20 protein-coding genes are annotated in these 19536 nt (G+C 67.2%); 13 read left to right on the top strand and 7 right to left on the bottom strand.

The genetic code is table 11. From position 1 onward, the window contains the following. Window positions 1-5: 5 nt before the first annotated feature. From rfbA to B5X90_RS11265, 6 genes are all read right to left on the bottom strand, one after another. A complete protein-coding gene (gene rfbA / locus B5X90_RS11240; RefSeq protein WP_079552980.1) occupies window positions 6-869 on the bottom strand; it encodes a glucose-1-phosphate thymidylyltransferase RfbA in 864 nt (287 codons plus the stop codon). Between the two features lie 76 nt (window positions 870-945). Then, the gene (locus B5X90_RS11245; RefSeq protein ID WP_256860182.1) at window positions 946-1881 is read right to left on the bottom strand and encodes a glycosyltransferase; all 936 of its coding nucleotides are present in this window, start codon (window positions 1879-1881) and stop codon (window positions 946-948) included. Beyond that, window positions 1878-2765, bottom strand: coding sequence for a glycosyltransferase (locus B5X90_RS11250; protein ID WP_079552986.1), 888 nt, complete (start codon window positions 2763-2765; stop codon window positions 1878-1880). The genes B5X90_RS11245 and B5X90_RS11250 overlap by 4 nt, the downstream gene beginning before the upstream one ends. Before the next feature lie 9 nt (window positions 2766-2774). After that, a complete protein-coding gene (locus B5X90_RS11255) occupies window positions 2775-3149 on the bottom strand; it encodes a DUF2304 domain-containing protein (RefSeq protein WP_079552988.1) in 375 nt (124 codons plus the stop codon). Next, a complete protein-coding gene (locus B5X90_RS11260; RefSeq protein WP_043435191.1) occupies window positions 3149-3901 on the bottom strand; it encodes a glycosyltransferase family 2 protein in 753 nt (250 codons plus the stop codon). The genes B5X90_RS11255 and B5X90_RS11260 overlap by 1 nt, the downstream gene beginning before the upstream one ends. A 123-nt stretch (window positions 3902-4024) precedes the next feature. Next, on the bottom strand, window positions 4025-5275 hold the full coding sequence (locus tag B5X90_RS11265) for a polysaccharide biosynthesis protein (protein WP_079552991.1): 1251 nt from the start codon (window positions 5273-5275) through the stop codon (window positions 4025-4027). Between the two features lie 95 nt (window positions 5276-5370). On the opposite strand from B5X90_RS11265, the gene B5X90_RS11270 reads away from it, so the two are divergent. Genes B5X90_RS11270 through B5X90_RS11280 form a run of 3 tightly spaced genes read left to right on the top strand, consistent with a single transcriptional unit; the run spans window position 5371 to window position 8569 of the window. Continuing rightward, entirely contained in the window at window positions 5371-6126 is a 756-nt protein-coding gene (locus tag B5X90_RS11270; protein ID WP_079552994.1) for a glycosyltransferase family 2 protein, read from the top strand. Between the two features lie 31 nt (window positions 6127-6157). Continuing rightward, window positions 6158-7156, top strand: coding sequence for a dTDP-glucose 4,6-dehydratase (gene rfbB / locus B5X90_RS11275; RefSeq protein WP_079552996.1), 999 nt, complete (start codon window positions 6158-6160; stop codon window positions 7154-7156). Window positions 7157-7159: 3 nt separating this feature from the next. Then, the gene (locus tag B5X90_RS11280; protein WP_079552998.1) at window positions 7160-8569 is read left to right on the top strand and encodes a sugar nucleotide-binding protein; all 1410 of its coding nucleotides are present in this window, start codon (window positions 7160-7162) and stop codon (window positions 8567-8569) included. Window positions 8570-8663: 94 nt separating this feature from the next. On the opposite strand, the gene B5X90_RS11285 is transcribed toward B5X90_RS11280, so the two are convergent. Then, the gene (locus tag B5X90_RS11285; protein WP_079553000.1) at window positions 8664-11183 is read right to left on the bottom strand and encodes a lysozyme; all 2520 of its coding nucleotides are present in this window, start codon (window positions 11181-11183) and stop codon (window positions 8664-8666) included. A 291-nt stretch (window positions 11184-11474) separates the two neighbouring features. On the opposite strand from B5X90_RS11285, the gene B5X90_RS11290 reads away from it, so the two are divergent. The 10 genes from B5X90_RS11290 to ftsX all read left to right on the top strand — a co-directional run bounded on the left by B5X90_RS11290 (window position 11475) and on the right by ftsX (window position 19511). Next, complete coding sequence (locus B5X90_RS11290; RefSeq protein ID WP_079553085.1) at window positions 11475-12698, top strand: CpaF family protein; 1224 nt, start codon at window positions 11475-11477, stop codon at window positions 12696-12698. Then, window positions 12698-13552: a type II secretion system F family protein gene (locus tag B5X90_RS11295; RefSeq protein ID WP_079553002.1), complete on the top strand. Its 855-nt coding sequence runs from the start codon at window positions 12698-12700 to the stop codon at window positions 13550-13552. Before B5X90_RS11290 ends, B5X90_RS11295 begins: the two co-directional genes overlap by 1 nt. After that, window positions 13549-14490 carry a type II secretion system F family protein gene (locus B5X90_RS11300; protein WP_079553004.1) on the top strand — a complete coding sequence of 314 codons (942 nt, stop codon included), beginning with the start codon at window positions 13549-13551 and terminating at the stop codon, window positions 14488-14490. Before B5X90_RS11295 ends, B5X90_RS11300 begins: the two co-directional genes overlap by 4 nt. 301 nt (window positions 14491-14791) lie before the next feature. Next, entirely contained in the window at window positions 14792-14995 is a 204-nt protein-coding gene (locus tag B5X90_RS21790; RefSeq protein WP_079553006.1) for a hypothetical protein, read from the top strand. 3 nt (window positions 14996-14998) lie between these two features. Continuing rightward, window positions 14999-15424, top strand: a complete 426-nt coding sequence (locus tag B5X90_RS11310) for a TadE family protein (RefSeq protein WP_079553008.1) — start codon at window positions 14999-15001, stop codon at window positions 15422-15424. After that, window positions 15405-15857 carry a hypothetical protein gene (locus tag B5X90_RS11315; RefSeq protein WP_079553010.1) on the top strand — a complete coding sequence of 151 codons (453 nt, stop codon included), beginning with the start codon at window positions 15405-15407 and terminating at the stop codon, window positions 15855-15857. Before B5X90_RS11310 ends, B5X90_RS11315 begins: the two co-directional genes overlap by 20 nt. A gap of 35 nt (window positions 15858-15892) precedes the next feature. Beyond that, a complete protein-coding gene (locus B5X90_RS11320) occupies window positions 15893-16306 on the top strand; it encodes a pilus assembly protein TadG-related protein (protein WP_079553012.1) in 414 nt (137 codons plus the stop codon). A gap of 163 nt (window positions 16307-16469) precedes the next feature. Then, window positions 16470-17585, top strand: coding sequence for a peptide chain release factor 2 (gene prfB, locus B5X90_RS11325; RefSeq protein WP_018775243.1), 1116 nt, complete (start codon window positions 16470-16472; stop codon window positions 17583-17585). 193 nt (window positions 17586-17778) lie between these two features. Then, complete coding sequence (gene ftsE / locus B5X90_RS11330; RefSeq protein ID WP_043435207.1) at window positions 17779-18600, top strand: cell division ATP-binding protein FtsE; 822 nt, start codon at window positions 17779-17781, stop codon at window positions 18598-18600. After that, window positions 18597-19511, top strand: coding sequence for a permease-like cell division protein FtsX (ftsX, locus tag B5X90_RS11335; protein WP_028276034.1), 915 nt, complete (start codon window positions 18597-18599; stop codon window positions 19509-19511). Before ftsE ends, ftsX begins: the two co-directional genes overlap by 4 nt. Window positions 19512-19536: the final 25 nt, after the last annotated feature.

A 19536-nucleotide genomic window follows, 5' to 3' on the forward strand; every position in this document is an offset into this window, starting at 1 on the left:
GAGGGTTACGGCTCCAGGAGTTCGAGGAGGTACGCGCCGTACCCGCTCTTGACCAGCGGCTCGGCGCGCTGGCGGAGTTCATCGTCGCTCAGGAAGCCCTGGCGCCAGGCGATCTCCTCCGGGGCGCCGATCTTCAGGCCCTGCCGGTTTTCGACCGTCCGGATGAAGTTCGACGCGTCGTTGAGGTCATCGAAGGTTCCGGTGTCCAGCCAGGCCGTGCCGCGGGGCAGGATTTCGACGCGGAGCTTGCCCCTTTCGAGGTAGGTCCGGTTGACGTCGGTGATTTCCAGCTCGCCGCGGGGCGAGGGCTTCAGGTCCTTGGCGATCCCGACGACGTCGTTGTCGTAGAAGTACAGGCCGGGCACGGCGTAGTGGGACTTGGGCCGCTCCGGCTTTTCCTCCAGCGAAACGGCCTGGCCGGCGTCGTCAAACTCCACGACACCGTAGGCTTTGGGGTTCTTGACCCAGTAGCCGAAAACGGCACCGCCGTCGATGTCTTTGTGCTTCCGCAGCTGGGTTCCCATCCCCTGGCCGTAGAAGATGTTGTCACCCAGCACCAGGGCAACGGTCTCGTTGCCGATGTGTTCCTCGCCGAGGATGAAGGCCTGCGCCAGTCCGTCGGGGGAGGCCTGCTGGATATAGCTCAGGCTGATGCCGAACTGTGAACCGTCGCCGAGGAGGCGCTTGAACTGCTCGGCGTCATGCGGGGTGGTGATGATCAGGATGTCCCGGATGCCGGCCAGGATCAGCGTCGACAGCGGGTAGTAGATCATCGGCTTGTCGTATACCGGGACGAGCTGCTTGCTGATGCCGTGGGTGATGGGATGGAGACGAGAGCCGGTCCCGCCGGCAAGAATTATTCCGCGCATGGTATACATCCTCTCCTACCGGTCTGCACTGGGCCAAACCCGTGGAGGGGCCGGTGGCCCCGCGTCCCAGGCGGTGTCAGGCCGAATGCCGGCGCCCGGTCCGTCCGCGGAGTCCGTCGGCGGTGCCGCGGAGCGCCGAGCCGAGCCTGGCAGTGCGGCCGGGCGCCAGCAGGGTCACGATCAGCAGGTGCCGCAGATCGCCCCACATTCCGCCGGCCACCCAGGCGGGATACCGGAGCGCGTAGCGGCGGCCCGTGACGAGGCGGTTCCTGAAGATGTAGTAGTAGCGCCAGGTCGCGGCGGTGCGCACCTGCAGCGGGCGTCCGCCTGCCGGGACGGGCCGGCCGAACACCTTGGCCTCCACCATCGTTCCGAGGGAGTGGTCGAACTCCGCCGCCGCGAGGACGGTGGGCAGGCCCGCGGCGAGGGCGCGGTAATAGTACTCGGTGTCGACCAGGTCGATGAAGAGCTCTTCCCAGAACCCGCCAAGGGCGTCCAGCGTGCCGGCCGGGATCAGGAGGCCCGACTGGATCGGTTCCCGGCCCAGGGCGACGCCGTTCCGGGTCCCGGCGCGCAGCACCGGGTTTCCGTGGATCCTGGACGGGGAGATGAGGCCGGGCTCGACGCCGGCGGCCCGCGCGTCCGCGGCGGCACGGCGCAGCGCCTGCACGTAGCCCGCGGGCAGCAGGGAGTCCTGGTCCACGGTCAGGATGTACTCCGGGTTGCCCTGCCGGCGTGCCGTGCGGATCCCGGCGTTCAAGGCGGCGCCGATGCCGGCGTTCTCCGGGAGGCGCACGACTTCTGCGCCGGCCGCGGCCAGCGCGGCGAAGATCGGCTCGAAGCCGGGGCCGCCGCCGTCGTCAACGACCACGACGGCGTCCACCTGCTTGCGCAGCGATTCGACGTTGCCGATCAGCGCCGCCGTCGGCCGGAACGCGGTGACGACGCCGGTGACGCCCGTGGCGCCCGTGGCAGGGACGGGGGACTCGCCGGTCACGTGGGGTTCGCTCACTTTCCGAAGGAATGCCGCAGGAGGATGCCGAGCGTCCCCGAGGCACTTTGCCGGAGCGTGCCGGCGAGGATCAGGAGAGCGTGGGCGCGGGACGTGAGCCGCAGCCGGGCGGCGCGGGCCGCCTTGCGCCAGCCCTTCGCCGTGCACAGCGCCGCGGCCAGGTCGAAGAAGTCGCGCTCACCGACAAACCGGGACCCGTCGACGAGTTTCGCGGACGACGCGCTGCTGGTGTGCCGGCGGTATTCGAAGCAGATATCCGGGACGATCAGCAGCTCGGCCCCGCCAAGCACCATGTCAATGACGAGGGCGAGATCCTGGATGACGGGGAAACCGTCACGGAAGTCGTAGTCCCGGATCCGGTCGCGGCGGAAGGCCAGGGAGGGCCAGTAGAGCCAGTCGCCGTGCAGGAGGCTGACCGCCAGCCGCTCGCCGCCCACAAGCCGGGACCCGGTGCCGCGCGGTTTGACCAGCCGCTGCTTGACGATGTCCACCAGCGGAACCGAGGGTTTGCCGTCCTCGTCGATGATCTGGACGCCGGGCTGGATAATCCAGGCGTCGGGGAACTCCGCGTGGGCGCGGAGCACGACGTCCACGAAGTTCGGCAGCAGAAGGTCGTCGCATCCCATGACCACCAGGACGTCCTGGCTGGCCAGCGAGACGCAGGTCCTGAAGTTCTCGGTGATGCCCTCGTTCTTTTCCTTGCGGATATACGTGATCCGGGGATCGTCCGCGGCCTCGACGTAGCGTCTGACCTCGTCGCCCGGGTAGGCGTCGTCAACCACCGTCAGGCGCCAGTCCGGGCTGGTCTGGGCCAGGACGCTGTCGACGGCCAGTTTCATGTAGTTAACGTCGCCCCAGTAGGGGATAAAGATGTCCAGTGCCACCGGGGCCTCCTACTTCGTCGTCGGCGTCGCCGGAGCGTCGCCGTCCTGGGAGGACATGTCCTCGACCATGGTCCGGAGGATGGCCACTTCCTCCGCGAGGGTGCGGGTCTCGTCCTCGACCACGGACAGCTCCCAGGACAAGTGCAGGCAGACGCCGAGCAGCAGCAGGATGCTGATGATGAACAGCAGATTGGACGGCAGCTGGACGCCGACGCGTTCGGCCACGATCGTCAGCAGGCTCGGAAAGGCGGCCAGAACCAGCGTGCCGATGCCCACGAAGAGCCAGAGTGCTGCGTATTTCTCGCGAAGCTTCTTCCGGCGGAGCATCTCGAAGACGACGCCGACGATCGCCAGGGCGAGGAAAAAGGCGGGCCAGTTGCCCATTAGACGGCTCCTTTGGCGGCCAGCGCGGGGTCGGAAATGGTGGACCGCTTACGGGTCAGAGCGAACATGAGGGCGAAGACGGACCGGCCGAGGTAGACGGCGGACTTGACGGGGTTGTGGCTGGGAGTCCCGCCTTGGCGCGGGCGCATTTCGACCGGGACCTGGGTCACCCGGCAGCCGGAGCGGATCGCCACCACCAGGGAGTCGATGGTGTCACCCAGATACTCCGCAGGGTAGTGGTCCAGGTACTGGTTGATGGCGCGCCCGTTCGCGGCACGGAAGCCGCTGGTCACGTCCGTGAGCCGGGTCTTGGCCAGTGCTGAGATGACCTTGGCGAGGAGCTGCATGGCCCACTTGCGCGGGCCGCTGACCGAATAGTCGCCGCGGTCGGCAAAGCGGGCACCGATGGAGATGTCGGCGTGCTCCAGGCCTGCCAGGACCTCGTGGATATTGCGGGGATCGTGCTGTCCGTCGGCGTCCACCTGGATCACGCGCTGGTAACCGAGGCGCTGGGCGTACTTGAAGCCGGCCCTCATGGCACCGCCGACCCCCAGGTTGAACGGCAGCGTCAGGACGGTGGCGCCAGCGTCTTTCGCGACCGCGGCGGTGGCATCCGCAGAGCCATCATTGACCACCAGGACATCGTAGGGCCGGCCGACGCTGAGCACTTCCCGGACGGTATTCCCCACGGACTCGGCTTCGTTCCACGCCGGCATTATGACCAGCACACGGGTCGAGTCAAGAATTTTCATAGTTCTCCAATATATCAACGGCCCGGAGGCGGCTGAGGGAGTGGGCGGCGTCCGGCTCGGGATTCGTGATCACCCGGGGGAATGCGGTGTTGACGGCGGCGACCGGCCGCGGGCATCTGGCAATCACGCTGCTGATCCTACCTTCCGGCCCCGGCCGCGGGCGCCCGCGGGCAGGATCCGGAGGGAAGGACGCAGCAGGCCCAGGAACAGGAGGGCCTCGCTCACTGCCATGCCCAGGGCGACGCCGGGAACGTTGGCCGCCAGCCCGGCCGCCACCATGAGCAGCACGCCGACGACGGCGGAAACAGCGGTCCACATCAGCACCGACTTCTGGCGCTGGGCGGGGATCAGCAGATTCCGGATCAGGGGCGTCGATGAGGAGATGAAGAAGAAGGACACCCCGTAGAACAGGCAGGTCAGGGTGTCCGCGCGGACAGCTTCGCCGAACATCACGCCGGAGACCCACGGGCCGAACAGCGTGAGGAAGATCCCGCCCGCGAGCCCCAAGGCCGCGTGGGCAGCCATGGCCGCGAAGTGGCGGCGGCGCGGGTCGGCGGCATCGTGCTCCAGGGTCCAGCCCTGGAAGGTGTTGCCGAGCGCCACGATCGTGAAGAGCCCCAGGCGGTAGATGGCGTCCGCCGAGGCGAAACCGGCCGTGGCCGCGGCCGACGGCACCGTCGCGGTGGCGATCGGAACCGGGGACGAGCCGTAGGCGCTTCCCGTGAAGTTAATGCCGGCCGTGCCGGCGGTGGGAACGATCTCGCGCACGACGGTCCGCGGGCTGCGGGGCAGCCAGGTCCGGGGTTCGCCGAACCGGCGGTGGAATGCGATCAATGCCACGAGCGTCGTAAGGACCGAGACCAGCCCGTACGTCCAGACTTGTCCGGTGAGCAGGATGACCGGGGCGCTGATGATGGCCGCGAAGAAGCGGGGGAGGGTGTCGTAGACGGCGAGAATCCGGGGCTGGCCGGTGCCGATGCCGTACCACGCAGGCGAGAAACCCGTCAGCGCCGTGGCCCAGGCCATGGTGATGGCATCGAGGCGGAAACCCTCGCGGGCCACGAGCGCGACGATCACGCTCATGACGGGCAGCACGACGACCGCGAGCAGGATCCGCGAACGGACGCTCCTGGAATAGAGTGCCGCCCGCAGCGGGAAGGCTCCGGCGCGGGCAATCTCGACCGGGCCGGAGATGTTCCAGCTCCAGAGAATGATGGTCGACGCAAAGATGCCAATGGCTTGGCCAGAGGTGATGCTGGACCAGCCGGCGGCCCCCACGACGCGCGAAACGACCGGGAGGAGCAGGAACGGCAGGACCAGTGCCAGCAGCGGCAACAGGGTGAAGCCTGCAAGCCTGAACAGAACGGGTCTCATGCGGTACGGTCCTCGTGCTGGGGGGCTTGACCTAACGATGATACGTGATTGCCCCGCCCCGGCCCCTGGCCCGGCAGTCGCCTAGAGTGGTTCGCATGAACGACGAGAACGGCCCCGGCGTGCCAAAGATCAGGGCCAGCGTGTGCATGGCCACCTACAAGGGTGCGGCCTTTGTCCGCGAGCAGATAGCGTCCATCCTCGCCGAGTTGGGTCCCGACGACGAGCTCGTCGTGGTCGATGATGCGTCCCCCGACGAGACTGCCGCGATCGTGGAGGGGATCGATGATCCGCGGATCCGCCTCGTCCGCTCGCCTGTCAACCGGGGGTACGTGCGCAGCTTCGAGGAAGCGATCCGGCTGAGCCGGGGGGAGTACGTATTCCTGTCCGACCAGGACGATGTCTGGATTCCGGGCCGGCTGGAGCTGATGCTCGCTGCCTTGTCCGGTTCAATGGTGGTCGCCAGCAATTTCGACATGCTGGGCGGCGGAAACCGGCCCTGGATTCCGCGGCTGAAGTCCGCGGACTCGCGGCGGCACGTGGCAAACTTGTTCGCCATCCTGATCGGGTACCGGGCGTACTACGGCTGCGGCATGGCCTTCCGCCGGGAGGCTGCCCGCTACTTCACCCCGATTCCCGCCTACGTCCGGGAATCACACGATCTCTGGCTGGCCATCTGCGGCAATGTCGCCGGATCCATAACCCACCTTGACGAGTCGACCATTTACCGCCGGATCCACGAATCGAACCAGACGCCTGCCGGCCTGCGGTCGCTGCCCAAGATCGTCGCGGCCCGCGTGATGCTGGTCCGGCTCATGGTCGAAGCCCTCCGGAGGACCCGCCGGCGGGTCTGAGCCGGCAACGGCCTTTCGGTAAGCTGGCCTCATGCAGAAACTCCTCGTCACCGGCGGCGCCGGCTTCATCGGCTCCAATTTCGTCCACTACGTACTGGAGAACACCGACCACCACGTCACAGTCCTCGACAAGCTCACCTACGCGGGCAATGTGGAGTCGCTGGCGGGCTTGCCTGCAGACCGGTTCACGCTGGTGCAGGGCGACATCTGCGACGCCGCCGTGGTGGAGCGCCTGGTTGCCGGGTCCGACGTCGTGGTGCACTACGCCGCGGAATCCCACAACGACAACTCGCTGCACGATCCGCGCCCGTTCCTGGACACCAACATCATCGGGACCTACACCCTGATCGAGGCCGCGCGGAAGCACAACAAGCGTTTCCACCACATCTCCACCGACGAGGTCTACGGCGATCTCGAGCTCGATGACCCGGAGCGGTTCACCGAGAGCACGCCCTACAACCCCTCCAGCCCGTATTCCTCCACCAAGGCGGGATCGGATCTGCTGGTCCGCGCCTGGGTGCGGTCCTTCGGCCTGCAGGCGACCATCAGCAACTGCTCCAACAACTACGGTCCGTACCAGCATGTGGAGAAGTTCATCCCGCGCCAGATCACCAACGTGATCGACGGCATCCGTCCCAAGCTGTACGGCAAGGGCGAGAACGTCCGCGACTGGATCCACGCCAACGACCACTCGTCCGCTGTCCTGGCGATCATCGCCAAGGGCCGGATCGGGGAGACCTACCTGATCGGTGCCGACGGCGAGAAGAACAACAAAGACGTCGTCGAACTGATCCTCAAGCACATGGGCCAGGCGCCGGACGCCTACGACCACGTGGTGGACCGGCCCGGCCACGACATGCGTTACGCCATCGACTCCTCCAAGCTGCGCGAGGAACTCGGCTGGAAGCCGCAGTTCTCCAACTTCGAGGCCGGCATCGAAGACACCATCGCCTGGTACCGGAACAACGAGGACTGGTGGCGGCCCCAGAAGGCCGCCACGGAAGCGAAGTACAAGGAACAAGGCCAGTAGATTATGTCGATCGAGTTCTCGAAAAAGCTCACAGCGCACGAAACCCCGATCCCCGGCGTCGTCCTCTACGACCTTCCCGTCCACGGTGACAACCGGGGCTGGTTCAAGGAGAACTGGCAGCGGGAAAAGATGGTGGCGCTTGGCCTGCCCGACTTCCGCCCGGTGCAGAACAACATCTCGTTCAACGAATCCGCCGGCACCACCCGCGGCATCCATGCCGAGCCGTGGGACAAGTTCATCTCCGTGGCCACCGGCAGGATTTTCGGCGCCTGGGTGGACCTGCGCGAAGGCCCGACCTTCGGCGCCGTGTTCACCGCCGAGATGGACCCCAGCCAGGCCATCTTCATTCCCCGCGGGGTGGGAAACGCCTTCCAGACGCTGGAGGACAACACCGCCTATACCTACCTCGTCAACGACCACTGGTCCGCCGACGCCCAGGGCCAGTACACGTTCCTGAACCTCGCCGACGAGACCGCGGCCATCAGCTGGCCCGTGCCGCTGGACCAGGCCGAGCTCTCCGACAAGGACAAGGCGCACCCGCGCCTGGCGGACGTCACACCGATGCCGCCGAGGAAGGTCCTCGTGGTCGGCGCCAACGGCCAGCTCGGCAAGGCGCTGCGCCGGCAGTACGACGGCGACCCGTCCGTTGAGTTTGCCGGCCGGGACGAGTTCGACCTCGGCAGCGAGGACGCCTTCGCCGGACGGAACTGGAAGAACTACTCCACGATCATCAACGCCGCGGCCTACACCGCCGTGGATGCCGCCGAGTCGGCCGAGGGCCGCGCGGCCGCCTGGGCGGTCAACGTCACAGCCGTGGCGCGCCTGGCCCGCACCGCTGTCGAACACGACCTCACCCTGGTGCACGTGTCCTCGGATTATGTCTTCGACGGCACGCGCGCCACGCACGACGAATCGGAGCCGGTGGCGCCGCTGGGCGTCTACGGCCAGACCAAAGCCGCGGGCGACGCCGTCGTCAGTGTGGTGCCCCGGCACTACATTGTGCGCACCAGTTGGGTGATCGGCGAGGGTAACAACTTTGTCCGCACCATGGCCTCGCTGGCCGAGCGCGGCATCGAACCGTCGGTGGTTGATGACCAGATCGGGCGGCTGAGCTTCACTGAAGACATCGCCGCCGGCATCCGGCACCTGCTGGAATCGGGCGCCGAGTACGGCGTTTACAACCTCAGCAACGACGGCGAGCAGCAGTCCTGGGCGGACATCGCCGCGGACGTCTACGAACTCTCCGGCAAGCCGCGGGAGGCCGTGACCGGTGTGAGCACCGAGGAGTACTTCAAGGGCAAGTCCGTCTCGCCGCGGCCGCTGAACAGCGCCCTCAACCTGGACAAGATCAAGGCGACCGGGTTCACCGTGCCTTCCGCGGCTGAGCGGCTGAGCGACTACCTCGGTTCCTGATTTACGGTCTTTCAGGCACCACAACACAGACCGGCCCCCGCATGTGCGGGGGCCGGTCTGTGTTTTTGCGTTGTGCGCCGTCAGCCAGGACGGGCTAGTAGGTGAGCGTTTGGCACCCCAGCAGGGAGTTGTTCAGGCTCAGCATCGAAACCGCAACGCCGTAGGCGCACACCCGGTACTGGCCGCGCTGGGTGATGGGGACCGGTGACGTGAAGCCGTGGTTGCCGACCGTGTCGAGGGCCCGGTTGACGTCCGGGCGCTTCTGGTCGGCCATGAAGGCGTACCCCTTCCGGATCCCGTCAGGGGAGGTCACGTAGACGTGGTCCGGGATCGATGAGGCCGGGAAGGACGGATCCAGGGTCCAGCCGGAGGCCCGGATGGAGGCTTTACCGCTGATGACCTGGATCGAGGCCGCATCCAGGTACCCCATGGTGGCGGGGGTCGGGGCCGCGCTGATGGACTTGCAGCCCAGCAGGGTGTTCCCTGCCGTGACCGGGGCGATGCCGATGGCATAGGCGCACACGGTGTACTTCCCGGCCCGGGTCAGCGGGACCGAGATCTGGAAGCCGTGGTCACCGACCGTCTGCAGCGCGGCGTTGACGTCCGGGCGCGGGCGGTTCGCGGTGAAGGCGTAGCCGGGATTGGTTCCGTCGGGCGACTGGACGTAGACGTGCACGGGCACGCTCTTGCCTGGCTGCACCGGATCCAATGCCCATCCGCTCACCTGGAAGTTCGCGGCGTTGGGCGCCTGGGTGAGGGACACCGAATCGTAGGAGCCGAACGGCGCGGGGTTGGCCTCGACGTTTGTGGTCTTGCAGGACAGCAGCACGTTGGCGTTCCGGCCGATCCCGTAGACGCACGCACGGTACGCTCCCGGAACGGTGGCCTTGACCTGGTAGTCGAAGCCATGGGCCAGCCCCAGGCCGGTCGCGTCCGCGACATCCTTCCGGGCGACGTTGGCCGTCATCCGGTACCCGGTGGTCTTCCCGGCCGGGTCGGTGACGTAGGCGTCCGCATAGCTGGAGGCCGAGGGGTTGGCGAGGTCGGCCGCCCAGCCCCTGAGCTGCAACGTGACCTTGTCGGCCGTGCGGACCTGGCCGAAGCTGTCGAAGGACCCCGTCGGTGCCTCCACCCCGGTGGCCCGGAGCGACTTGCAGTCCAGGAGCGTGTTGCCGAAGGACCCGATGGCGTAGGCACAGACCTTGTACGTGCCCGAAGCCGTGATCCGGACCGTGCCGTCGAAGCCGTGCAACGGACCGTAGCCGAGGGCCTGGTCAACATCGGGCCGCGGCTGGTTGGCCTGCCAGGCGTAGCCCTTGGTGGTCCCGGACGGATCAGTCACGTAAATGTGGGTCTGGATCGAGGACGACGTCCTGGCCAGGTCTGCCGACCAGCCCCGGGCGCGCAGGGAGACCGCGGCGCCGTCGCGGGTTACGGAGAGGTCGTCGAAGGACCCGGTGGGCAGCGGCGTCCCGGCGAAGCGCTGGAGTGAGGCATAGTCGCCGTTCCAGATATTGGAGTCGCCCACGAACGGCCCAGTGCTGCTGTATTGCCACATGCTGAAGACGCTCCAGCTGGAGGGGACGGGCCCGGCGTTGTCTGTGGCGGAGAGCGGGTAGGACGCGACCCACAGCGGGTAGTCGCCGAAGCCCGCCGCGTTGGCCGTGCACTGGTTCCACCACGATGTGTTGGTGTAGATGACGGGAAGGCGGCCGGTGAGGGCCCGCATGGTGTTCCCGAAGTCGCGCACCCAGGACGTCAGCTGCGAGGGGGACATGCCGTAGCAGGTGTTGCCGAAGTAGAAGCCGTTGATGGTGCGGCCGGCGTAAGGATTGAATTCGAAGTCGAGGACCGGGGGCATGGTCCGGCCGTCGGCACTCCAGCCGCCGCCGTTCTGGACGAAGAAGCGTGCCTGGTCGGCTCCCGAGGACCAGTTAGGGATCGCGAAGTGGTAGGCGCCCCTGATCATGCCGACGCTGCGGGCGCCGTCGTACTGGGCGCCGAAGGAATCGTTGGTGAAGTAGTTTCCTTCGCTGGCTTTGACGTAGGCGAAGCGGGCCCCCATGTTCCACTGGCTCTGCCAGTTGACGCTGGTCTGGTGGCCGCTGACGTCCAGGCCTTTGACCCCGTACGACGGCGACCACGTGCCCTGCGTGGTGAGCGATTCAATCGCGGCGGACTGGGTGGTCGCCTTCAGTAGTGGCGACGGAGCGCTGACCCGGGCGGAGCGCTGGCCCATCTCGGCACCACCGGGGCCGACGGCCGCGGCCATGGCCGCCCGGTCCTTGACGCCGCCCGGCGCCGCCGCGGACTGTGCCGCTGCCTGCGTCGCGGTCGGTGAGGGTGCGGGGGCAGGGGCTGGTGCCGGGGCCTGTGCCGGTGCCGGGGCGGCCGTGGCGGCCGGGCGGGCCGTTGCGGACGGCGCCGGAACGGAGCTCGTGACCGCCGGCGACGGGCTGGCAGACGCCGTGGAAGACGCCGGGGGCGTGGCCGGCGGTTCGACGGCGGTCGCCGGCGACGGGACGCCGGTGATGGCCAGCAGGGTGGCGGCCACGAGAATGGCCCCTGCCCGGCGGCATCGGTGGCTGGTGGGGGGATATAGGGTGCGCTTCATGTTCCGCTCCGGGGCAATGGCACGCTGTGGGAGCCGCGCCACACGGTCTCGCGCCCGAGGGGCTACGAGGAGAGCTGGCCGGGCTGAGAGAATGTCTGACTTAACGCGCTCACCCTAACATCGGCCGACATCTGAGACCAGTGATTCAAGTGTTACCAAAGTGAAAGTTGTCATGTTGAAACCAGGCGGTTATCCACATACACCTTTGGCACCCCTTGCCGGGCCGGTGGCCCGCCCCTAGTTTTAACCCCATCGCGCCGGCACAGGGGCGGCAGTCATATGGGGGTCCAGGTGGAGGCTGTACGCATTGTTGAGGACGAGGTCCGTGAGCTGATCCGGCGGCGGGGCCTTGACCCCCTGCGGGAGTCCGGGGAGGTCCGGCGCCTGGTCGAGGCGGCGGTCAGCGACTACGACGAACGGGCCCTCCTGGCGCCGCTGCCCCCGCTGGGCCCGTTGGAGTCGGCCCGGAGATTCGTCTTCGACGCTGTGGCGGGCTTCGGTGCGCTCCAGCCGCTGCTGGACGATCCAGGCATCGAGGAAATCTGGCTCAACGCGCCGAATGAAATCTATGTGGCGCGCAACGGCGAATCGGAATTGACCTCCGTTTCGCTGACGGACCAGCAGGTCCGGGACCTTGTGGAGCGGATGCTGAAGAGCTCGGGCCGGCGCCTGGACATGTCCTCTCCGTTCGTGGATGCGGCGCTCCCGGACGGTTCCAGGCTGCACGTCGTGATCCCGGACGTCACCCGGCGTCACTGGGCCATCAATATCCGCAAGTTCGTGGTCAAAGCCAGCCGGCTCGAGCACCTGGTGGAGTTGGGGACGCTCACCCCGCAGGCGGCCAGGTTCCTCGGTGCCGCCGTCGCCAGCGGCCTCAACATCCTCGTCTCTGGCGCCACCCAGGCGGGCAAGACCACCATGCTCAATTGCCTCGCCGCCAGCATCGGCACCCGCGAACGGGTCATCACGGTGGAGGAAATCTTTGAACTGCAGTTGCCGCTCCGCGACGTCGTTGGTCTTCAGTGCCGTCAGCCGAACCTCGAGGGGCAGGGGGAGATTCCGCTGCGCCGTCTGGTCAAGGAGGCCCTGCGCATGCGGCCGGACCGGCTGGTGGTCGGGGAAGTCCGGGAGGCCGAGAGCCTGGACATGCTCATCGCTTTGAATTCCGGGCTTCCCGGGATGTGCACCGTGCATGCGAACTCCGCCCATGATGCCGTGACAAAAATCTGCACGCTGCCGCTGCTCGCCGGCGACAACATATCTAGCGCGTTCGTAGTGCCCACCGTCGCGTCCTGCATTGATCTGGTGATCCATTGCAGCAGGCACGCCGGCGGGCGCCGACAGGTCACCGAGATCCTGTCCCTGGGCCGCCGGGTGGAAAACGGGATCATCGAGTCTTCCATGGTGTTCACGATGTCGGACGGTCAGCTTATGCCCAAGGCCAACTCCATGCCCGCCGCGGAAAAGTTTGCCCGCTCCGGGTACGACGTCGCGGCGCTGCTGGAGCAGCGGTGATGGCGCCGCTGGTTGGGATGCTGGGCGGCGCCGGCCTACTGCTGATCTGGTGGTCCGCGTGGGAGACGCCTGAGAGCGGGCGGCGCCGGCCCCGGACCAGCCGGCTTGAGGACCTCCTGCGGTCGGCGGGCATCGAAAAGGTCAGCGCGGCAGGGCTGCTCGCCTCGTGCATTGGACTCGGGGCGTTCACGACGCTCGCGTTCTTCGCGGTTACCGGGTCATGGCCGATCTCGGGATGCTTTGGCCTCTTTGGCGGCTGGCTGCCGATGGCGATGGTCCGGTGGCGTGCCAGAAAGCGCACGGCTGTCCTCCGCCAGCTCTGGCCGGACGTCGTTGATCATTTGCGCTCAGCCATCAGGGCCGGTCTGTCGCTGCCGGAGGCCCTTATCCAGCTGGGCGACAAGGGTCCCGTGGAGCTTCGCCACGTGTTTGTGGACTTTGGCTCGGACTACCGGTCGGGAGGCCAGTTCGATCCCTCACTCACGCGGCTCAAGGACCGTCTGGCCGATCCCGTGGCGGACCGGATCGTCGAAGCCCTCCGGCTCACCCGGGAGGTGGGCGGTTCGGACCTTGGGAGGCTGCTGGGCACCCTCGCGGAGTTCCTGCGGGAGAGTGCCAGGACCCGGAGTGAGCTGGAGGCAAGGCAATCCTGGACCGTCAACGCCGCACGCCTGGCCGTCGCTGCGCCCTGGATTGTCCTGGTGTTGCTGGCCAGCCGTCCTGAGGCTGTGATGGCGTACAACACCCCGCTCGGCGCTGCCGTCCTCTTGGGCGGCCTTGCCGTCTCCCTGCTGTCCTACGCCATCATGCTGCGTATCGGGGCGCTGCCGGAAGAACAGCGGGTCCTCCGATGACCGGCCTGATGGCCGGCGCCACGGTGTGCGGGGCCGTGCTCGGGGCGGGCCTGTGGCTGTTCCTCGTCCGGCTTCCCTTCATGCGCCCAACGACGTTCGTCGAACGTATCGAACCCCAGCTGAGAACCCACAACCTCGAATCCCGGCTTCTGCGCACCGCCCCGCGGAATGTCACACCGTTTGGGCCGCTGGAACGGATCCTCCGCCCGGCGCTCCGGGACGGTGCCAGGTCCCTGGGCCGGATCAACCTTGGCGCGACGGCGTTAAACCGCCGGCTCGCCCGCGCCGGCAGCGCCAAAACAGCCGTGGACTTCCGGGCTGAGCAACTCCTCTGGGCGGCTGGCGGTTTCGTTCTCGCCGTCGGCATTGTGGCGCTCGCCGGCTCGATCGGCCGCTTCAGCCCGTTCGTCGCCGTCGTGGCCGTCGTGGGCAGCGCCGTCGGCGGATTCCTGTTCCGGGACTACCTGTTGGGCGCGCACATCAAGAAGCGTGAGACGCGGATGATGTCGGAGTTTCCGAGCATCGCCGAACTCATGGCCCTGGCCGTCAGCGCCGGCGAAAGTGCCACCGGTGCCCTGGACAGGGTCTGCCGCAGCGCGCGGGGTGAGCTCTCGCAGGAATTCGGCCGTGTCCTCGCCGAGACCAGGTCCGGTAAGCCCCTCGTGGAAGCCCTCCACGAGTTCTCGTCCAGGACCGATCAAGGGCCGCTGCTCCGTTTCGTGGATGGCATGATCGTGGCCGTCGAACGTGGAACACCCCTCGCCGACGTTCTCCGGGCGCAGGCACAGGATGTCCGGGACACAGCCAAGAGGGAGCTCATGGAGTCCGCCGGCAAGAAGGAAATCGGCATGATGGTGCCGCTTGTCTTTGGCGTCCTTCCGCTCACGGTCATCTTCGCCGTCTTCCCAGGTCTGGCCGCCATCAGTCTCGGACTCTAGGAACCCGGCGAGCGACGACGTACAGCCGGCGGCGGTCCACCGGCAGACAGTCGACGGCTGCCCGCCGGGCGGCACGGGCAGGACCCAAGAAAAGTCATACGAGGAGGGAACAGGATACGAAGGACGCCCTGCAGCTGGCCGGCCGGTCTGGGGTACACGGTGCACGATCTGCCGGCGACACGTCACGAACCATCAGATCCAAAAACAGGACTCCGGAAAACGAGAGAACCAGAAAACCAGGAAAGAGGACACGGTGAAAAACTTCGGAACCCGGGCGGCATTGGCGGCCTGCACGCTCAGCATGTTGACCTGGTGGTCTGCTCCGTCGCAACCGCGGGCGGGGGACCACTCTGACGTGGGAGTAGCCCATCCCCAGCGCGGGGACGTCCCCGGCTGGGTCATGATCACCCTCATGTCGGCAGTCCTCGTGGCCGCCCTGCTCGCCCTCGCCGGTCCTGCGCTTGAGGGCCTCTTCAACCAGGCCATGGACAAGGTCGGACAGTAGGCAATGGCAGGCCAGGGCGGGGGGACCGGGCGCCAGGTCGATAGCGGGGAAAGCCGCAGGGGCGCAGAGCGGGGCGCTGCAGTGGTGGACTTCGTGCTGATCGGTGCGTTGCTCACCTTGCTCTTCCTCGCGATCGTTCAGCTCACCCTGGTACTTCACGTCCGGAATACGCTGATCGACGCCGCCGCCTCGGGCGCCAGATACGGCACGTTGGCCGACCGCAACGACGGGGACGCCAGGGAACGGACTGTCCAGCTGATCACCGCGGCGCTCAATCCGGATTTCGCGCGGGACGTGGGGACGAGCGAATCGACGTTCCAGGGCATCCGCACACTCGAGGTGACCGTCCGGGCACCCCTGCCAGTGATTGGGTTCATCGGGCCCCGGGCGCTCTTGGAGGTGAAGGGTCATGCGGCCATCCAGCGTTGAATGGCCGGAGCACGGCGCCTCACCGGAACAGGGGAGTGCCGTGGTCGAGTTCGTCTTCCTGTCCGCGCTGCTGATGGTGCCGCTGGTGTACTTCATCATCACAGTGGGCCAGATCCAGGGCGGCTCGTTCGCAGTCGTGGGCGCCGCCGACCAGGCTGCCAAGGTCTACGTTACCCAGCCGGACGCGGCAAGCGGCCGGGCAGCGGCAGAGCAAGCCGTGCTGCTGGCGCTCGCCGATTACGGCCAGCCGGCGGGAAACGCCAGCGTCGACACCCGCTGCGAGCCTGCCGACTGCCTGGCGCCCGGCTCGGCGGTGACAGTCACCGTCCGCCTCACCGTGCCCCTGCCGTTTGTGCCGTTCAGCGACGCACTGCATCTGAACGCGAGCCAGCTCAGCGCGTCGGCAACCCAGCTGGTGGGCAGGTTCCGGTGAGGGGCCGGGCCGGGCCCCGCCGGCAGGAGGGGCAGGTGCTGGTGCTGAGCATCGGTTTCATGCTGATTGCCCTGCTGGCCGCCACCGTCGTGATGGCGGCCTCCAGCGTTTACCTGGAACACAAGAAACTGCTCTCCCTCGCTGACGGCGCCTCGGTGGCCGCCGCGGACAGCTTCACCCTGGGCCAGCTGGGCAACTCCGGCGGCACACCGTCCGCCGTCCTCAGCGGGGCGAGGGTTCGCAGCGCCGCCGTCGACTATCTGGGCCGCAACGGCGCATTCGGCCACTTCAGCGCCCTGGCGGTGGCGCCGGCGACGGGCAGCCCGGACGGCGCCACCGCCGTCGTGGTGCTGAGCGCCGCCGTCCACCCGCCGGTGGTGAACTTCCTCGTGCCGGACGGCATCCGGATCGAGGCGACGTCGACGGCGCGGTCCCGCCTCAGCCGCTGAGCTGCCGGCCCACCACTTCGGTTGCCCTATCAGTAGATGCTGCCTACCAGACCGCCAGGCAACCCAAAGGACAGGGCAACCCCAAAGGACAGGGCAACCCCAAAGGACAGGGCAACCGGCAGGGGTCAGGGGGCTAGGACACATAGCGTAGGCTTAAAAAACCATGGCAAACATTGATTTTCCCGCTGAAATCCGCGCGCTGCGGGCCACCTATGCGTCCATCGAGAACGTCTCGAACGTCGAGGCGCTCAAGGAAGACATCGCCGAGCTCAGCGAGCGGGCCGGTGAACCCAATCTGTGGGACGACCCCGCCGCGGCGCAGGTCATCACCTCGAAGCTCTCGCACAAGCAGACCGAGCTCGAGCGGCTCAACAAGCTCGTGGCCAGGATCGACGACCTCGAGGTCCTCGTGGAACTCGGCCAGGACGAGGACGACGCGGACTCCATGGGCGAGGCCGCCGCGGAACTCGAATCGGTCCGCAAGGCGCTGGCCGACCTTGAAGTCGTCACCCTGCTCTCCGGCGAGTTCGACGAGCGCGAAGCCGTGGTGACCATCCGCGCCGGCGCCGGTGGGGTGGACGCGGCGGACTTCGCCGAAATGCTGCTGCGCATGTACCTGCGCTGGGCCGAACGCCACGGCTACCCGACCACCATCATGGACACCTCCTACGCCGAGGAAGCCGGGCTGAAGTCCGCCACCTTCGAGGTCAAGGCGCCGTACGCCTTCGGCACGCTCAGCGTCGAGGCCGGCACCCACCGCCTGGTCCGAATCAGCCCGTTCGACAACCAGGGCCGCCGCCAGACCTCGTTCGCGGCCGTGGAAGTGATCCCGCTGATCGAGCAGACGGACTCCATCGACATCCCGGACAACGAGATCCGCGTGGACGTCTTCCGCTCCTCCGGCCCCGGCGGCCAGTCGGTCAACACCACAGACTCCGCGGTGCGCCTGACCCACATCCCCACCGGCACCGTGGTGTCGATGCAGAACGAGAAATCGCAGCTGCAGAACCGCGCCGCCGCCCTGCGGGTGCTGCAGTCCCGGCTCCTGCTGTTGAAGAAGGAACAGGAGGACGCCGAGAAGAAGGCGTTCGCCGGCGACGTCAAAGCCTCCTGGGGCGACCAGATGCGCTCCTACGTCCTGAACCCGTACCAGATGGTCAAGGACCTCCGCACCGAGCACGAGGTCGGCAACACCTCGGCCGTGTTCGACGGCGAAATCGACGACTTCATCGACGCCGGGATCCGCTGGCGGACGGACAACCGCAACGCCGAGAAGTAGGCCCGGCGCCCGGCCGGGCGCCTCCACTGGGAGGTCCCTGACAATCGCGCGACACACCCCGCCGTTCCGGCGGTTCCGCCGTTACCCGTGCGTATAGTCGAGGGGCCGGAGCTCTACTTCCCCCAAACGAAAGCCCTTGCGCCGGCAGCAGAACCGGGCCCTCGCGGCCATGTCCTGCAGGGTACTAAGGGCCATGATCCGTTTCGAAAATGTCACCAAGGTCTATGACCAGAAGGCGCGGCCGGCGCTGGATTCGATCAACCTTGAGATCGACCGTGGCGAATTCGCCTTCCTCGTCGGCGCCTCCGGCTCCGGCAAATCGACCTTCCTGCGCCTGGTCCTCAAAGAGGACCGCGCCTCCTCCGGCGCCGTCTACGTGGCCGGCCAGAACGTCGCCAACATTTCCAGCTGGCGGGTGCCGCGCCTGCGCCGCGGGATCGGCGTCGTCTTCCAGGACTTCCGCCTGCTGCCGCAGAAGACCGTCTTCGCCAACGTCGCCTTCGCCATGCAGGTCATCGGCAAGAGCCGCAGCGTCATCCGGGACACGGTCCCCGAGGTCCTGAAGACCGTCGGCCTGGAAGGCAAGGAAAACCGTCTCCCGCACGAACTCTCCGGCGGCGAGCAGCAGCGCGTGGCGATCGCCCGCGCCGTCGTGAACCGCCCCGGCATCCTGCTGGCCGACGAGCCGACCGGAAACCTGGACCCCACCACTTCGATGGGCATCATGGGCGTGCTGGACAAGATCAACCAGAACGGCACCACCGTGGTGATGGCCACGCACGACGACGACATCGTCAACGAAATGCGCAAACGGGTGGTGGAACTGAAGAACGGGGTCGTGATCCGGGACGAGGCCAAGGCCCTCTACACCTCCATGATTCCCGTCGTGGGCCAGTCGCGCCGCCTGCGCGACGCCAGCGGACGGGACGAACAGCCGCAGGTTATCCCGCCCCGGGCCGGCTCACGCGCCGAAGCCCGCGCCGAGTTCCGCACCGCAGGGGAGGGCCAGGCGTGAGGCTTGCATTCGTCCTGGGCGAGATCGGCAGCGGCCTGCGCCGCAACCTGTCCATGGTGATCTCCGTGATCCTGGTGACCTTCGTGTCGCTGACCTTCGTCGGTGCCGCCGGCATGCTGCAGCTGCAGATCAACCAGATGAAGGGCTACTGGTACGACAAAGTCCAGGTGGCCATCTTCCTCTGCAGTGACGGTTCGACGGCGCCCGGCTGCGCCACCGGTCCGGCGACGCCGGAGCAGGAGGACAACCTGCGCACGCTGCTGAAATCGCCCGCAGTGGCGCAGTACGTCAACGACTTCCAGTACGAGTCCAAGGACGACGCCTACAAGCACTTCAAGGAACAGTTCTCCAATTCCCCGATCGTTGACTCCGTGACCCCGGACCAGCTGCCGGCATCCTTCCGGATCAACATGAAGGACCCGGAGAAGTACGAGATCATCAGCGAGACCTTCTCCTCCCAGGCCGGCGTGGAGACCGTGATCGACCAGCGGCAGCTGCTGGAGCGGTTGTTCTCGGCCATGAACGCCGCGTCACTTGTGGCCGTCAGCATTGCCGGCGTCATGATCATTTGTGCCATCCTGCTGATCGCGACCACTATCCGGCTCTCCGCGTTCAGCCGCCGCCGGGAAACAGGCATCATGCGCCTGGTGGGCGCGTCCAAGATGGTCATCCAGCTGCCGTTCATCCTCGAAGGCGTGATCGCCGCGGTGATCGGTGCCGCCCTGGCCTCCGGCACCCTGTGGGCCGTGGCCCGCTTCTTCCTCGAAGGGGTCCTGTCCAAGCAGTATCCAGACACGGCGTTTATCTCGCCCGGGCAGACCCTGATCCTGGTACCGGCCCTGATTGGCCTGGGCGTTGTCCTGGCCGGAATTTCCTCCCTGCTGACCCTCCGCCGGTACTTGCGGGTCTAGCTTTGCGCAACGAAAAGGGAATGCT

This window comes from Arthrobacter sp. 49Tsu3.1M3, assembly GCF_900168135.1.
In the GTDB taxonomy this organism is placed as follows: domain Bacteria; phylum Actinomycetota; class Actinomycetes; order Actinomycetales; family Micrococcaceae; genus Arthrobacter.

Bases quoted from the DNA above. Each gene is read 5' to 3' on its own strand.
- rfbA (WP_079552980.1), bottom strand. From the start codon at position 869: ATGCGCGGAATAATTCTTGCCGGCGGGACCGGCTCTCGTCTCCATCCC.
- B5X90_RS11255 (WP_079552988.1), bottom strand. From the start codon at position 3,149: ATGGGCAACTGGCCCGCCTTTTTCCTCGCCCTGGCGATCGTCGGCGTC.
- B5X90_RS11260 (WP_043435191.1), bottom strand. From the start codon at position 3,901: ATGAAAATTCTTGACTCGACCCGTGTGCTGGTCATAATGCCGGCGTGG.
- B5X90_RS11265 (WP_079552991.1), bottom strand. From the start codon at position 5,275: ATGAGACCCGTTCTGTTCAGGCTTGCAGGCTTCACCCTGTTGCCGCTG.
- B5X90_RS11270 (WP_079552994.1), top strand. From the start codon at position 5,371: ATGAACGACGAGAACGGCCCCGGCGTGCCAAAGATCAGGGCCAGCGTG.
- rfbB (WP_079552996.1), top strand. From the start codon at position 6,158: ATGCAGAAACTCCTCGTCACCGGCGGCGCCGGCTTCATCGGCTCCAAT.
- B5X90_RS11280 (WP_079552998.1), top strand. From the start codon at position 7,160: ATGTCGATCGAGTTCTCGAAAAAGCTCACAGCGCACGAAACCCCGATC.
- B5X90_RS11285 (WP_079553000.1), bottom strand. From the start codon at position 11,183: ATGAAGCGCACCCTATATCCCCCCACCAGCCACCGATGCCGCCGGGCA.
- B5X90_RS11295 (WP_079553002.1), top strand. From the start codon at position 12,698: ATGGCGCCGCTGGTTGGGATGCTGGGCGGCGCCGGCCTACTGCTGATC.
- B5X90_RS11300 (WP_079553004.1), top strand. From the start codon at position 13,549: ATGACCGGCCTGATGGCCGGCGCCACGGTGTGCGGGGCCGTGCTCGGG.
- B5X90_RS21790 (WP_079553006.1), top strand. From the start codon at position 14,792: ATGTTGACCTGGTGGTCTGCTCCGTCGCAACCGCGGGCGGGGGACCAC.
- B5X90_RS11310 (WP_079553008.1), top strand. From the start codon at position 14,999: ATGGCAGGCCAGGGCGGGGGGACCGGGCGCCAGGTCGATAGCGGGGAA.
- B5X90_RS11315 (WP_079553010.1), top strand. From the start codon at position 15,405: ATGCGGCCATCCAGCGTTGAATGGCCGGAGCACGGCGCCTCACCGGAA.
- prfB (WP_018775243.1), top strand. From the start codon at position 16,470: ATGGCAAACATTGATTTTCCCGCTGAAATCCGCGCGCTGCGGGCCACC.
- ftsE (WP_043435207.1), top strand. From the start codon at position 17,779: ATGATCCGTTTCGAAAATGTCACCAAGGTCTATGACCAGAAGGCGCGG.